The following is a 15,263-nucleotide window of genomic DNA, read 5'->3' on the forward strand; positions in this document are numbered from 1 at the left end:
GATTTTAGATTTACTCCACAGATGAATCTGGGAGATTGAACTAAAGTGTAAAATCTAAAATTTTTGGTTCTTCACGACTTAAGTCGGGGGCTTATCTGCGTTGTTTGACGGGTCAATCGATTTTAGATTTTAGGTTTTAGATTTTAGATTTACTCCACAGATGAATCTGGGAGCTGGAACTTTAATCTAAAATCTAAAACTTTTGGTTCTCCACGACTTAAGTCGGGGACTTATCTCCGTTTTTTGACCCGTCAAAAACATCTATTGTTGAATACCCGCTCTGCGGTTTGAACCGTGAGATTTTTGAATAAGCCGACCACCGACAACCAGTCGATAGATCGAAATTAATCGCTAAATTTGGTTCAGACCCCGCTCCTGCGGGTTTGGCGCTAGATTTAGCCCGTGAATGTACAACAAAAAGGCTTGAAGTCTTGAACAGAAGCAATTTGCACCCAGCCCGCGTTGCTGGTTGACGAGGGCGGCGAGCGACTAAAGCGCTCGAGCCGCCGCGGCTTCCATAACAAGCGATTATAGCGTGAAACGACACATCCCGATCGAGAGCCGAAGGTGAAAGAAATATTCCACCACGGCTTCCCTATCTTAACCATAACCCAGGATTAGCTGACTACGCTCAACCTGCAGAAGCTGAATTTCCTGCTGGCTGACTTGTTCGAGCATGAAAACAATATGTTCTGGCTTTAGCAAGTTGCCGTCGCTGCGACAACTCCCGGTAAAGCGCAAGACGGCTCTACCTTCCGATGTAGCACCAGAGGCTCTTGTGCTGCTGTCTGGTTTCTGCTCTACAAGTTCTAGTTTGTGCAGCCTTTCGCGCAAATTGACATTCTGCGTCTTTCCCGACTTAGTAGTATGCACCCGCCAAAAAGCCTCGGTTTCGGCGATCGTCTTGACCCAAGCTTCCCAGTTGGCATCAGGAGCCACGGAGACAGGAGCAGCATTTTCCCCGTCTAATTCGCCATTTTCTGTCAACGAGCCTGCCGAGGCCACAGTAATTACGTACTCGGCTGCTTCTAACAACTGGTTAGCAGAAGGAGCCTTGAGATCGATCGACTCAACCTTGTAAATCGGAATATTTTCCGGCAGCTTAGCCGCCAACTTTTCCCGAAAACTCTCAATATCGATCGACTCAGTGAGCTCAAAGTCGGCAATTTCCCCAGTGCTGGTCACACCCAGAGGCAGAGCATTTGCCAGAGAAATCCGAGGGTTCGGGTGAAACCCGCCGGTAAACGAAATCGGCAAATCGGCTCTGCGGACTACTCGATCGAACAATCGGATCAAATCCAAATGACCAACCAAAGCCATATCGCCCACCTTCCCGAACCAAACCCGTAAACGCTGTTTCCGCTCCGTATTCGGGACAAACTCCCCAGCAAACTCAGGAATTGGCAGCGCTTCCACAACCACATTGTGTCCGAAATCGGTGCCGCAAACCCCGCAGCGCGAACACCCTTCAAAGGAACAGTCGGGAACCGTCGCTGCTTCTAAAGCCTTTTGCAAGTCAATTTTCAGCCAGTTTTTGTCGATCCCTGTATCTAAGTGATCCCAAGGCAGGGCCTGATCGAGAGAGAGGGAGGGGGACAGGGGGAGATCCGGAGAATTGGGAAAATCTTCCTTGATTTCTCTTCCTTCTTCCTTCTTCCTTCTTCCTTCTTCCTTCTCCTCTTCCTTCTCAAAAAGATTCCACTCGCCGCTTTCGACTTGGCGGTATTTCCAGGTAAGGCCCGATTCATCGATCGCCTGAGTCCAAGCTTTGTAAGCCTGATCCAAGCTTTCCCACCACGCATCCATACCCGCGCCAAGTTCCCAAGCGCGGCGGACTACAGCAGCCAAACGTCGATCGCCCCGTCCGACAAAATCCTCCATTGCCGAAATCCGCACATCAGTGTAATTCACCTTGACGCCCCGCATCCCGCGAAATTCTCCCTTCAGGAGTTTTTGCTTGCGGGAAAACTCAGCAGTAGAAACCGAGTGCCACTGAAAAGGAGTGTGAGGCTTAGGCGTAAAATTAGAAATTGTCAAGTTAAAAATCAGTCCCCGGCGGCCATCGAGCCTGCATTCCCTGTGCAGCCAGCGGACTGTTTCGGCGATGCCCACAACATCAAAATCTGTTTCTCCGGGCAAACCGATCATAAAATACAGCTTGATTTTATCCCAGCCGCGATCGACCGCAGTTTTGACACCCCGAAGCAATTCTTCATTCGTCAAACCTTTGTTAACGATGTCGCGCATCCGCTGAGTACCAGCTTCCGGGGCAAAAGTCAAACCGCCTTGTCGCGTACCGCCGAGAATGTCGGCAATATTATCGTCAAATCTGTCAACCCGCTGACTGGGTAGAGACAGAGAGATATTTTTATCTTTCAGGCGATTTTTGATTTCCATCCCGACGGCTGGGAGTGCCAGATAGTCGGAACAACTCAGGGAAAGCAGGGAAAACTCGCTGTGTCCGGTGGCTTGCATCCCCTGTTCGATCGCCTCTACGACTTGCTGCGGTTCGACATCGCGCGCGGGGCGAGTCAGCATTCCCGGCTGACAGAAGCGACACCCGCGGGTGCATCCCCGGCGGATTTCTACTGTCAGTCTGTCGTGTACTGTCTGGACGTAGGGAACCAGGCCGGTCGAATAAGCTGGTATGGGAGTTGCCACGCGGCGCAGAATTCGTTCTGGAACTTGGGGGCGGTTGGGATGAACAGAACCGTCGGCCGCCATATCGTAGAATTGCGGGACGTAGACGCCGGGAATTTGCGCTAAATCCAGCAGCAATGCTTCTCGGCTCAAATTATTTGTTTTGCCTTCTGCCAAAATCAAGCCAATTTCTGGCAGCAACTCTTCTCCATCTCCCAAAGCGATGAAGTCAAAAAAGTCCGCGTAGGGTTCGGGGTTAGAAGTTGCCGTTTGCCCGCCAGCAAAAATCAGCGGCATTTGACCGTTTTGGCGATTTGTCGCTCTTTCTTGCCAAGTTAGTGGAATGCCGGCTAAATCCAGCATTTCCAGAATGTTTGTGGCTCCGAGTTCGTAGCTGAGGCTGAAGCCCAGAATATCAAATTCTGTGAGCGATCGCCTTGATTCTACGGCAAACAGGGGAGTTTTGGTCGATCGCAGTTTTGCGGCCAAGTCGGGCGCGGGCAAATAAGCCCGATCGCACAACTGTCTGGGCCCTGCGTTCAAAATGTTGTAAAGGATGATGTGTCCCAGATTGGAAGCACCAACTTCATAAACTTCTGGGTAAGTGAGAACCCAGCGCACCAACGCCCCGTCCCAAGGCTTGTGCGTAGCCCCCAATTCGTTTCCCAGATAACGAGCAGGCTGATTAATGTCTGCTGTAAGTAATTCTTCGACTTTTACTGCCACGGCTCGACTCGCTAAATATTTGCGACTCTTAAGCAGCCTACCTTAAAATCTGCCAACACGCCAACGACAGTCGTCTGTCTTTTCGGGCATTTAACCGAATTTGCTTTGTTTTGTTGCCTGTTCTCGTCGCCTAGGAGGCTCTATCAGTGTTGTTTTACGCACGAGTTTTCGGCATCAAAGCTATCGACATTTTCAAATATTTCAAACACTCGATCGAGTTGGCTGAGTTCCAGAATCATCCTAATCCCGGGGGATACCGAGCAAAGACTAAACCTGCGGCCCATTTTTTTCGCCTGCTTGAGGCCTGAAACCAATGCCATCAAACCGGCACTGTCAATAAATGTTATTGCGCCCAAATCTACGAGTACCGCTACCACTCCGGGGGCTGAAATTGCTGTCGTTAGTTGCCGTCCGAATTCTCCGCAGGTGGCTGCATTCAGGTAGTCTAGGGGTCGAATCACCGTAATTGGTTTATGGGCAAGAAGTGTCTGCATATGTCAAACCTATGATTGCTACGTATTTTCAACTACTGTGCTGGACGGATGTAAGCCTAAACCTACTTGATTACTCTGAGCCTAACTTAATCCGAGGCAAACCGACCAGTTGTTTTCAGTAATTTTACGTAATCTTTATTTATTGACTCTTTTTTATGAATTTTTGCGTAAGATTTGGCTAGGAAACGTAAGCTACTATACTATTTTTTATTTATGCCAGCAGGCGCAAGTCTTGGTAACTGTAAAAATTGCGATCAACTTTGCCCTAGCTGTTAAATAAAACTGAACAATGTAATTAAAATCACTGGTTAGTTCTGATCTAGATCACCTGTTTGCTCGACACTTCAGAGGAAAATTAAAATGTACGGAGTTCTCCGACTTACTATGCAAGCAACTCATGCTATCCGTCAACTTGTAGAAAAAGCCCTCTACATTAAGCAGTTGACGCCTGACATTGAAAACGAAATCAACTACGAGCTCACCCGTTTGGGATACATCTCGGATATTGATTATGAGGCTTTAGAGTTATTAATGGATGAAATGGATGCCGGCCGGGTGCAATTGGTATCTAGCCGTCGATAGTGGGAAGCGGGCGACCAGCCCACATTCAAGAACCAAAAAATCCTTGCACGGCGGGCAATAGAGGAGTGTTAGAAGCATTCACGTCGGCCGAATATTTTTTTAATGAAGCATCTCATTGCTGAACTTGATATTTGAGGAAATAGTGTTAGGGGCGATCGTCCCTGCACCTCTGCTCAAAAGCTAAAAACTTTGACTTATATTAAATTTCTAACTTTTGGGGTATGACAAATTAGGTTAATTTTAACCAAGAGTCATGCTTAATTAAGCAGCTAATTGCTGAACTTGATATTTGAGCAGAGACTGTTAAGGGCGATCGTCCCTGAACCTCATACAATTTTAGATTTTAGATTTTAGATTTTAGATTTTAGATTTTAGAAGTCGGACTACTGATGATTATCAGGGTTTGGAACTTTTCTACAGTTGCATTCTTTTTAGAAACTGTTATCAGTATCAAAAACTACACACTGTGCTCCAAATTAAATTTATAACTTTTGGGACTTGACAAATTATCTCTAAGTCTAATTCATAATAAAAAAAGTTTTTCGGCAGGATTAGGACTAAGGGCAACTGTCACAAATAAAGCTTAAATTTTAAGTAAGTATGTAGTTGCGCTTGTACGCTCTTTCCTAAGCTAATAGCGCACAAGCTCAACTACATATTTTTGTTTAATCTACGAGTTGGCCTTAGTCCTAAGAACTATTATCCGATCGCTCGAATGCAAGGAAAATTGGTTTGTAGTTAGGATTTCCGTCCTCGCGGAGTCAATCTAAAATCTAAAATCTAAAATCTAAAATCTAAAATCGTTCGATCGCCCCACCAAACTTGCCACCACCGCCACCAACTCAGCAGGCTCGATCGGCTTGGGCACGTAAATTTGAAAACCTTGCTGCAGTGCCCGTATGCGTTCCTCTACCCTACCAACCGCCGTGAACGCCAACGCCGGAATTTCCCTGTCCACCATCCGCGATCGCACTTGTTGCAGCAGAGCCTCTCCGTCAAGGGCCTGTATCCCGATATCGATCGCCAACACATCCGGATTCAGCCTTTCAATCGCCTCCACCGCACCCTTTTCAGAGCTAGCAGTCTCCACTTGGGCCCCGCAATCTTCGAGCACGGTACAGGCAAAATCCAGGGAATCCGCGTCGAGATCGACCACCAATACCCGCACTCCAGAAAGATTGCTGTTGACAAAAGAGTCCTTTACAGGGGCTCGCGCCTTGCTTTGAGGAATCGCCAACTCCCCGAGTCCGGCAACAGAAAATCCGCCGTCGCCAGGAAGCTGTTGAATTGGCAATCTCACTAAAAACCTCGACCCTTTTCCCTTCCCGGCCGATTCGGCTTGCACCGTCCCCCCGTGCATTTCCACAAAATGCCGCACTAGGGCCAAACCCAAACCCAATCCGTTGTACGATCGCCTTGTAGAGCTGTCAGCTTGGCTGAACCGCTCGAAAACGTGCGGCAAAAACTCTTCTGAAATCCCTTGTCCCGTGTCGCTAACCTCAATTTCGACACTAGCGGGCGACAAATTTTTACAGCAAGCGGATTCCTCAGGGGCCAAAGTCCCCTGCATCTTTCGCACCTCCACCTTTACCTGTCCGCCATTGGGAGTAAACTTAATCGCATTCGACAGCAAATTCCAGGCTACCTGCTGCAAGCGACCAGAATCGGCAAAAATCCGCCCTGCATTGGGGTCGAAATCCGTCACCATTTCAATATTTTTGGCGGCAATCGCGGGCGCGAGAGTATCGATCGCAGCCTCAACAGTCGAAACCACATCCACCCACCGCAAATTCAGCGACAGTTTGCCGGTAATAATCTGCGACACGTCCAACAAATCCTCGATCAGAGTTGCCAGCGATCGTGTATTGCGGTCGATCGTTTCCAGAGCCCGAACAGTTGTTTTTTCGTCAAACTTGCGGTTTCGCAGCAGTTGCGCCCATCCCAGCATCGAATTCAGCGGCGTCCGCAATTCGTGGGACAAAGTTCCCAGAAACTCGTCTTTAATCCGGTTCGCCCGCGCCAATTCCTGGGCTCGATCTTGCAGTTCTCTTTCCAACTGCTTGCCAACCGTCAAGTCGAGAATAAAAGCCACAGATTCTTGCCGCTTGTGTGGCAGCAAAACATATCCGATCAACACCGGAATCCGGCTGCCGTCTTTCCTCCAGAATTCCTTTTCGTAGGGAGTACAAGCCCCTGTTGCTTGTGCCTCTGCAATCCCCTTCTTGTCGAGAGGCCGGTACTCCGGGGGCGTGATGTCAATCCAGTTTAATTCCCCGCGCTGCAAGTGTTCCCGAGTGTAACCAACTATCCGCAAAAATTCATCGTTTGCCTCGATGATACTGCCATTAACATCCCCGAAGATAATTCCTATCAAGTTAGCTTCGGCTAACATTCTCAGCTTTTCTTCGCTAGCTTGGAGTGCCGCTTCTGTTTGCTTGCGATCGGTAACGTCTTGGATGTAACCCGACAAACCAGAATCGGAAGGATAAAAACGCATCTTCAACCACTTATTCCATAACGGTATGAATTCTTCATACTCGATTGTTACTTTTTCTGCTAATGCTTTGCAAGCCATTTGGTAAAACGGTAAATCGACAGCCCAGGGAAATATATCCCAAATTTTTTTACCAATCAGTTCGGCTTTTGGTCTGCCTAACAGCTCAATAGCTTGGTGGTTGACATAGGTATACTGCCAATTTAAATCAACAGCAATAAAAGCATCGGTAATGCTTTCGAGAATGTTAGTAATTTGATCATTTGCCAATTGCAGCGCTTTAGCAGTTTCTTCTGCTTGCAACCTCGCTGCTTGTTCGCGGGACAAAGCTGCCGCGCGTTCTTGTTCTGCCTGTTTTCGATCGCTAATATCGATGTAAGAACCGATGTAACCTGCAAAAGTGCGATCGGGTCTGTATCTGGGTACGCCTGTACCCAAAACCCAGCGGTATTCCCCGTCATAGCGCCTCAAACGGCATTCGACCCGATACTCGCTGCCAGCTTTGAAGGCTTTTTGGTAAATATCCAGAGATTCTGACAAGTCATCTGGGTGCAAGTTTTCCATCCAACCCGTGCCCATTTCTTGCGCCAAAGTTCTACCGGTAAACTCCAGCCAAACTTTGTTAAAGTAATCGCCAAGTTGGTCAGTGTCCGACATCCAAATCATCACCGGCGCCGTATCTGCCATAATCCGAAATCGAGCTTCGCTCTCCTGCTGCTGTGCTTCGGCTTGCTTGCGCTCGTTCCGTTCTTGAACTTCCCGCAGGGCCCGCTCAATCGACGGCACCAGGCGTATCAAACGGCGTTTGAGAACATAATCAGTAGCGCCGCTTTTCAAAGTTTCGATCGCCACTTCCTCGCCCAAAGTAGCCGAAACAAAAATAAACGGCACTCCCGGACAAGTAGTATGGGCGATTTCCAGTGCCGCTATCCCGTTAAAACAAGGCAGCATATAATCTGCCAAAATAATGTCAAAACTTTGTTTTTCCAGCGCCGTGGCAAAGTCTTCTCGAGTTTCCACACACACCAGAGAAAATTTGAGTCCGCCATCCATTAGATATGCCTCAATCAGTTCGGCATCTAGGGGACTGTCTTCTACTAAGAGGATACTGAGCGTTTTCACAAAAATTCCTTTTACTTAAATATTAATTATCGGATACAAAATTTGATCGGGCTGCGGCTTTCAGTGAAGCCCAAAAAATTCTTGGGTTTTGAATCGCATAAAAAAATGTAAAAATCAATTGGTTTCATGAGTTGAGCATTCATATCTCAATCCTAACTTCTAATCAAGTCTATTGCTGCTTGCCGCGAGGTGAATCCCCGCTCTGACTTGATTGGCTAGTACGCTTGTTTTTCCTTAACTTTCGTCGGCTTCCAAGGAATCGGCACCGCTGGAGTCTTGCTTCTATGCAGCAGTTTAGCTATACGCTGTTGAACAAATAGTTTCCCGCTTCTGGCTAGAAACAACTAGCTATGTAGTAATTTATCTCGCTTGCTACTAACTACTGCTACCTCGTTTGGCAGATTCTTTATTTTGTAGTGATGCCCGAGTTAATTCTATATTGCTTAGCCACTTCTCTCAAACTCGAATTCGCTTGAATTGTGCCCTTATTTCCTGAATATAGATCGATCCTGTCAAAAAAAGTCAAAGTTGCTGGTCTGTCTGCTTTACTTTTTGGCGGATTTGCCTAACATTCAACACTTGCATGGTAGGCAAGTGTTGCCTTGTTGAGCGCTGTCGTCCCTCAAGAATAAGGAATTTTATACTAAAAAATGTCATACTGCATCTAGCGAAAGATAGATTTTTGGATAGACACTGCACTCAACCTGCATAGATTCGCCTGAATTCGGTACAACGAAGTGCCACCCAGCCGAAAATCTGAGAAAGCTCGATCGAGCAATTAATTTCCTATACAAATAACAGAAAAATTTCTCTGGACTCGCTAGACTTGCACTCCCAGGCTGCCTCTGACCGATCGGCTTATTGATTGCACCGACCCAAAGTGTCTTAAAATATACAATACGGTGAGCTGCTGCACAGCCTGCATATATTAAAACCCAGCGCCAACTTGCAATAATTCTTTAAAATAGAGGTACAGCACCGGCGATCCCTAACTCTTCCCCCTCAGAAAGGGTAGGGTTTAGCAGAATTGAAGACGATCGTCTATGGTGACTTCCGGTAAAGCCCGTGCAGTTGCTTTAGTCTCAGCTTTATTCAGGTTATTGGCAACCAGTTACGAGGAGATTTGACCCGCCGTGCTCCAACGCATCAAACAAGACTTAAAAAACGACCTGATCGCAGGACTATTGGTAGTCATACCCTTAGCTACCACCATCTGGCTGACAATTACCATCGCCAGTTGGGTTATCAATTTTCTCACCAAAATTCCCAAGCAGATCAACCCTTTTGACGGACTCAACCCGATTTTGGTGAATCTGCTAAATCTCTTAGTAGGCCTGGCTGTACCCCTGCTAAGCATCTTAGTCATCGGTTTAATGGCCCGCAACATTTTCGGCAAGTGGCTGCTAGACTTTGGCGAACGGCTGTTGCAGGCAATTCCCCTAGCCGGTTCGGTTTACAAAACCCTCAAACAACTGCTGGGAACCCTCCTCAAATCAAACGACAAATTTCGCCGCGTGGTGTTAGTGGAATATCCCCGGCGGGGAATCTGGACGTTAGCATTTGTGACCGGTACGATCGAGAGTAACGATATCCCACCTCACCTTTCTGGTGAAACCCCGATCGGCATTTTCATCCCCACCACTCCGAACCCCACTACCGGATGGTACGCTATAGTTCCCGAGGCAGATTTAGTCAATTTGTCAATGTCGATCGAAGATGCCTTTAAAGTCATCATCTCTGGCGGCATCGTCAACCCCAGCAACTCAGTTTCAGTAACCCCCGAAAAAATCAAGGGCAAAACACTCGAACCCTTGGTATCCGAATCAAGATACCAGGCTGTCCCAGTCGAAGAAGATTGAATCAGGACATTAATCTGTAGGTCAGCTTTAGAAAGCATCTCAATCAGAATAAAAAGCGTTTTTTAGGAGTGCGAGCGGGACGCCCACTATATGTATATATGTAGCGGGCGTCCCGCTCGCACTCCTGTAAAAGCAAAACTCAGATGCTCCCCATTTTTAGTGGGTTTCAAACTCTAAACTTTACTTTGCGAATAACAGATAATATTTGTCCAAAACCTACCCAGAAACAATCGTGACTCAGGGCGGGTTTTTTGCGAGTTTTTCTGCTAAAGTCCAAGTCTATGCTCTGAACCAGCGCCTAGCAATCTCAAAAATTCCGAAATTCCTAAAGTCCCAATTCCTATCTAACAAACTATGAAAAAAGCCCGCGAAACAGCACGCGAACTCGCACTCCTCGGCATCAGCCAACTGCCGACTAATCCAGAACTCTTAGAAGCCAAGAAACTGCAAGATGTTCTCCTCGCCGCCATCCGTGCCCTGACAACAGAAGTTCAAGAAGCCCTAGAAGCAGCAGCATCCGAAGTGCAGCGGAGTAGCGACAAACTGCTTGCCAGCGAAATCCGCGCTGCCGATATACAAAGTGCTAGAGCAATGGTGCGGGAAGCAGTCGAACTCACCCAAACCGCCATCAACCGTCTCGGTTCAGCAATGGAGTTTCCAGAACAGATCCAGCTAGCCAACCAGCAAGATGTCCGCACCTATGCTTTGCAAATCCTGACCAAAGTCAGCGCCAACCGTGTTCAAATTGACGAATTACTCTCAGAAGCCCTTGTAGACTGGCAAATAGAACGGTTGGCCCGGATCGATCGAGATATCATGAGAATCGCGATCGCCGAAATGCTATATCTCGCCTTACCCGAACAAGTCAGCGTCAACGAAGCCGTCCAACTGGCAAAACGCTACAGCGGTGACGAAGGACATCGCTTCATCAACGGAGTCCTCCGCCGAGTAGTCGATAAAATCAAGGCAGAAGTTGTTAGTCAGTAGTCCTTAGTCCTCAGTCAAGAGTCTGTAGGGTGCTCTTCGGCGCACCTTACCCAGAGTCATTAGCAATCCACAATCCGCAATCGGCAATCCGCTCTAAACTAAGGACTAATAACTATCTTCCCAATTTCCTATGGTATTTAATTGGTTTCGTCGCCAGTACAGCGAAAGCAAATCTTCTGAAACAGAGGGAACCCCCAAACACCCGCAAGATGAGTCGGCAAAATCCGCACCGGTTGAGCCTCAAACAGATGCAACAGAGCAAAGCTCTCCTGCTGTATCCGAAGATTATCTCAATTGGGCAAAAGCTGCTTACAAAAATATTCAAAAACAGCAAAAACCCGAAACAGAAGTTTCCGAGACAGCAGGGCCCGAGGTTCCCGCGGCCGAAACAGAAATCGCGACAGTTGCGGAAGTTGCAGCACCGGCGACTATTGAAGCAACGGAGCCGAGCGAACTTGAACCAGCACCCACAGCACCAACTGTTGCAGAAGTTACAGAAGTTGAAGCACCAGCCGCATTTGGAGCTACCGACACGATAGAACTCGATGCAGCTAACCCAGCCGCAATTGCAGAAACTCTGCAACCAACAGCCGGGGCGATCGACATTGCACCTATTGCTCAAAAATTAGAAGTTACAGCAGAAAATATAGAAATTGCCGAGCCTGCAACGGAGGTTGTAGAAACCGAATCACTCGCATCCGACGGCCAAACAGAGGAAGCCCTGCCGTTTTGGGCCAGAGCTCAGGCCGAGCGCATGGAGCGCATCGAACGCCTCAAAGAAACCGCAATTGAAGAACCCGACGTAATTGCAGCCGCCGCCGAGAGAGCCGCCATTATCGAAGAAATTCCCGGTTTCGCCTTTGACGAAGGCTTCCTGTGGTCCTCAGAAATCTTAGCCAGTCAAGGCCGCCGGCCAGACCAAGTATCAGTTGAAGAAATCACTTGGCTGCAAAAACTGCGGAAAGGCTTAGAAAGAACTCGTCGCAGCTTAATTAATCGACTAAAGGCGATCGTCGGTCAAGGCCCGCTCAATCAAGACGCGGTAGCCGAAATTGAGACTTTGCTGCTGCAAGCCGATGTCGGAGTCGCAGCCACCGACATCATTATTACGCGCCTCCAAGAAAGACTCACACAAGAAGTGCTCCCACCAGAACAGGCTCTAGCCTACCTCAAAACCATCCTGCGGGACATTCTCGACGCTCCCTGTGCCGAAACCGCCGCAGGCAATCCCGCCTACAGCCTGACATTTGCCCCGGAAAAAGACACTTTTAACATCTGGTTAATCGTAGGAGTCAACGGTGCGGGCAAAACTACGACGATCGGCAAACTTGCCCATATTGCCCAAAAATCCGGCTACAAAACCCTAATTGCTGCCGCCGACACTTTCCGCGCCGCCGCCGTCGAACAGGTGAAAGTTTGGGGTTCCCGCAGCGGGGTCGAAATTATTGCCAACCCAGGGAAAAATACCGATCCGGCTGCTGTCGTGTTTGATGCGATCGCCGCTGCCAGCGCCCGAGGCACAGAACTCCTGATCGTAGACACCGCAGGCCGCCTGCAAAACAAAAAAAATCTGATGGACGAATTAAGTAAAATCCGTCGCATTGTAGATAAGAAAGCCCCTGGGGCTACCGTAGAATCTCTACTGGTCTTGGATGCCACACTGGGTCAAAATGGTTTGCGACAGGCAGAAGTGTTCGCAGAATCAGCAAAATTAAGCGGAGTAGTATTGACAAAACTCGACGGTTCTGCTAAAGGTGGTGTTGCTCTAGCAGTAGTGCAGCAGCTTGGTCTGCCAATCCGCTTTATTGGAGTCGGGGAAAGCATCGAAGACTTGCGCCCGTTTTCTAGTTACGAATTTGTGGAAGCCCTACTCGATTTTAGATTTTAGATTTTAGATTTTAGATTGATCAGGTATCTGTGGTCGTCCCAATTTTTGGAGGCGGATACAGAGGTTCAAAATCTCAAATCCTTAACCTCAAACTACCATCGCAGGACTTGTGCCGATCGCCACGGGCGGCGAGTGAAAACTAAATACCCCTAGAAACAATACCTTCCCCTGTTCTTGCTGGTTGGGGTTCAAAGCGCCATTAGTGTGTCAAATTAAGCTCAAATTTAGTATCAGTCTGCTGTCTGATTGCACAGTCTTCCCGATCCCCTTGGCCCTCCCCTTAAGAAGGGCGACAGCAAATCGTTAAAGTCCCCATTCTTAAGGGAAGCCGCTGCGGTCTTGGGGCCCCCCAAGTAAAGCAAGCGGCGTGGATTTAGGGGGTTCTAGACTCAGCTATAAACGAGATTGCTTAAGAATTTCAGAGTTAAGTTGATACGAATGTCCGAGTACCGAACCTACTTGCTCAAACCAAACTACTTGTTCTAAAAAAAACGGGTTTCTGTTCCAGTGACCCCTAAGTCATCAATCATTCCTCCTCCCTCTAAGATCGAAAATCACAAATTTAAAATGACTGCTGTGCCTTTGCCTCGCCCCTCACCTCAACCTGCTGACCGCCCTCCCGGTCGCAATTCCACCGACGCGACGCCAGTATTTGCCCTCAAAGAACTGGTGGCGCGTTTGCACCGATATCAGCACAACGTTCAAGATATGTTGGGTTCGCTGGGATTTGCCCTGCGAAGTTTTAACAATCTCAACCAATTTTTGGAGTTGGTGCCTTTGGTGGCGACTCGCGTTACTGACGCCGACGGGGGAGCTTTAGTGCTGTTCAAACCCAACGGTCAAGTCAGGTTTCAGCAGTTGCATTGTCAGGAAGGACGGCAGTGCCAAGATATGCGAAAAGCGTTGGAAATAGCCACCAGGCAAGCTACAGCAGGTGCGGGCGCTACTGCTGCATCGTTTTCTGAAACCTCTGGGCAAACTTCTAGTCTAGACCTGCAAGTCGGTCGTTATTTGGGCCCGGATGTTCATTTGTTTGGGGCGCCAATTTTAGTCAACAATTTGGAACGCGGACGCCTTTATGTTTTTAGCAGTGATCCGCAATATCTCTGGACTCCCAGCAGACAGAAATTAGTTCGGTTGGTGGCGGATCAAACCGCTGTGGCTATTTGCAAAGACGAACTTACTGTTAAGTTGGCGGAAAAAGACCGCTTAGACAGAGAGTTAGAAATCGGGGCGGAAATTCAATTGCGGCTGCAACCCCGCAGTTGTCCGAAAATTCCCGGTGTTGACGTGGCCGCCCGCTGCCAAACTGCTAGCAGAGTCGGCGGAGATTATTATGATTTTATTCCCGCTGACTATGACCCGATCGGCAAGGAGAATGAGGGGGAAAACCCCCCATCCCTAATTAAAAATCTCAAGTCCAAAATCGACAAGGGCCGCTGGAGCATTGTGATCGGCGACGTGATGGGCAAAGGAGTACCGGCTGGCCTGTTGATGACGATGACACGGGGTATGCTGCGGGCGGAGGTTTTGAACCGCCACTCGCCGTCGAGAATTTTGCAACATTTAAACCGGGTTATGCACGCGGATTTGGAAAATTCCCATCGTTTTGTGACTCTGTTTTATTCGGAGTATGACCCGAAAACTCGCGTTTTGTCTTACAGCAATGCAGCTCACCACCCGCCTTTGCTGTGGCAAGCTGCAACTAATTCGATTGTTCAGCTCGATACTTTGGAGGGAATGTTAATTGGCCTGGATGCTGATTCGCATTACCAAGAAGCTCAAGTGCAATTGCAGCCAGGAGATACTATTATTTATTACACAGACGGATTTACTGATGCTGCTAATCAAAGGGGCGATCGCTTTGACGAGGATAACTTGACCTCGGCTTTTCAGTGGGCCTGTCAAAATTACGAGCAGTCTGAAGAGATTTTGGATTATTTGTTCGATCGCGTACACCAGTTTATCGGCATCGGCAATCGTAACGAAGATGACATGACACTGGTTGTACTTAGGGTAAGACCTTTAGCAGGAGAAAATCACCATGATAGTTAATTTAATGCCGGAAATTACTGCTGGATTAACCAGTTCAATTAATTGGAACGATGTCGCTCACGTGTTAGTTGTGAAATCTCATTTGAGATCGACGGTGGTTTTGGGTCAAAGCTACGAACTTTTTACAAATTTCCAGAAAGCTTGGAACAATTTTGTTTCGACTGGTCAAATAGGAGCTTTTTTTATAGGTATTTTTGTTGGCTGGTTCTTTAAAGGGATTTTTCGTTAGATTTTTTGTCGAAGGAGGTATCTGGAACAGATTTAAAAGGTTTGTAGCCAAAACTTCACTTCTTTCTGATGCAGCAAAAGTTTCACAATTTGGTAGTCAAGACTTCAGTTTTTTGGGGTCAAAAGATGTATAAAAACTTTGTAGTCAAAACGTGAGTTTTTTCTTACAGAATTTGGGAGGGAGGATT

The 15,263-nt window shown here is 47.8% G+C and carries 9 protein-coding genes; 6 read left to right on the forward strand and 3 right to left on the reverse strand.

All coding sequences use genetic code 11. The annotated features are described in order from the left end of the window. Nucleotides 1-600 precede the first annotated feature (600 nt). Both D0A34_18135 and D0A34_18140 read right to left on the reverse strand, forming a co-directional pair. Nucleotides 601-3,366 carry a TIGR03960 family B12-binding radical SAM protein gene (locus D0A34_18135; protein UNU20543.1) on the reverse strand — a complete coding sequence of 922 codons (2,766 nt, stop codon included), beginning with the start codon at nt 3,364-3,366 and terminating at the stop codon, nt 601-603. A 143-nt stretch (nt 3,367-3,509) separates the two neighbouring features. Beyond that, entirely contained in the window at nt 3,510-3,860 is a 351-nt protein-coding gene (locus tag D0A34_18140; GenBank protein ID UNU20544.1) for an anti-sigma factor antagonist, read from the reverse strand. 384 nt (nt 3,861-4,244) lie between these two features. Between D0A34_18140 and D0A34_18145 the strand changes: the two genes are divergently transcribed. Continuing rightward, a complete protein-coding gene (locus tag D0A34_18145) occupies nt 4,245-4,442 on the forward strand; it encodes a hypothetical protein (GenBank protein UNU20545.1) in 198 nt (65 codons plus the stop codon). Nucleotides 4,443-5,229: 787 nt separating this feature from the next. On the opposite strand, the gene D0A34_18150 is transcribed toward D0A34_18145, so the two are convergent. Continuing rightward, a complete protein-coding gene (locus D0A34_18150) occupies nt 5,230-8,058 on the reverse strand; it encodes a hybrid sensor histidine kinase/response regulator (protein ID UNU20546.1) in 2,829 nt (942 codons plus the stop codon). 1,133 nt (nt 8,059-9,191) lie between these two features. Here D0A34_18150 and D0A34_18155 point away from each other — a divergent pair. From D0A34_18155 to D0A34_18175, 5 genes are all read left to right on the forward strand, one after another. Then, nucleotides 9,192-9,917, forward strand: a complete 726-nt coding sequence (locus tag D0A34_18155; protein UNU20547.1) for a DUF502 domain-containing protein — start codon at nt 9,192-9,194, stop codon at nt 9,915-9,917. Nucleotides 9,918-10,271: 354 nt separating this feature from the next. Further along, the gene (gene nusB, locus D0A34_18160) at nt 10,272-10,904 is read left to right on the forward strand and encodes a transcription antitermination protein NusB (protein ID UNU20548.1); all 633 of its coding nucleotides are present in this window, start codon (nt 10,272-10,274) and stop codon (nt 10,902-10,904) included. 130 nt (nt 10,905-11,034) lie between these two features. After that, nucleotides 11,035-12,792, forward strand: coding sequence for a signal recognition particle-docking protein FtsY (gene ftsY / locus D0A34_18165; GenBank protein UNU20549.1), 1,758 nt, complete (start codon nt 11,035-11,037; stop codon nt 12,790-12,792). Nucleotides 12,793-13,359: 567 nt separating this feature from the next. Further along, nucleotides 13,360-14,847, forward strand: a complete 1,488-nt coding sequence (locus D0A34_18170) for a guanylate cyclase (GenBank protein UNU20550.1) — start codon at nt 13,360-13,362, stop codon at nt 14,845-14,847. Next, nucleotides 14,837-15,076, forward strand: a complete 240-nt coding sequence (locus tag D0A34_18175) for a hypothetical protein (protein UNU20551.1) — start codon at nt 14,837-14,839, stop codon at nt 15,074-15,076. Before D0A34_18170 ends, D0A34_18175 begins: the two co-directional genes overlap by 11 nt. Nucleotides 15,077-15,263 lie beyond the last annotated feature (187 nt).

Source organism: Microcoleus vaginatus PCC 9802 (assembly GCA_022701275.1).
Taxonomy (GTDB): domain Bacteria; phylum Cyanobacteriota; class Cyanobacteriia; order Cyanobacteriales; family Microcoleaceae; genus Microcoleus; species Microcoleus vaginatus_A.

What these genes read in the sequence shown, in the direction of transcription:
- nusB (UNU20548.1), top strand. Translation starts at nt 10,272, where the DNA reads ATGAAAAAAGCCCGCGAAACAGCACGCGAACTCGCACTCCTCGGCATC.
- D0A34_18145 (UNU20545.1), top strand. Translation starts at nt 4,245, where the DNA reads ATGCAAGCAACTCATGCTATCCGTCAACTTGTAGAAAAAGCCCTCTAC.
- ftsY (UNU20549.1), top strand. Translation starts at nt 11,035, where the DNA reads ATGGTATTTAATTGGTTTCGTCGCCAGTACAGCGAAAGCAAATCTTCT.
- D0A34_18140 (UNU20544.1), bottom strand. Translation starts at nt 3,860, where the DNA reads ATGCAGACACTTCTTGCCCATAAACCAATTACGGTGATTCGACCCCTA.
- D0A34_18175 (UNU20551.1), top strand. Translation starts at nt 14,837, where the DNA reads ATGATAGTTAATTTAATGCCGGAAATTACTGCTGGATTAACCAGTTCA.
- D0A34_18170 (UNU20550.1), top strand. Translation starts at nt 13,360, where the DNA reads ATGACTGCTGTGCCTTTGCCTCGCCCCTCACCTCAACCTGCTGACCGC.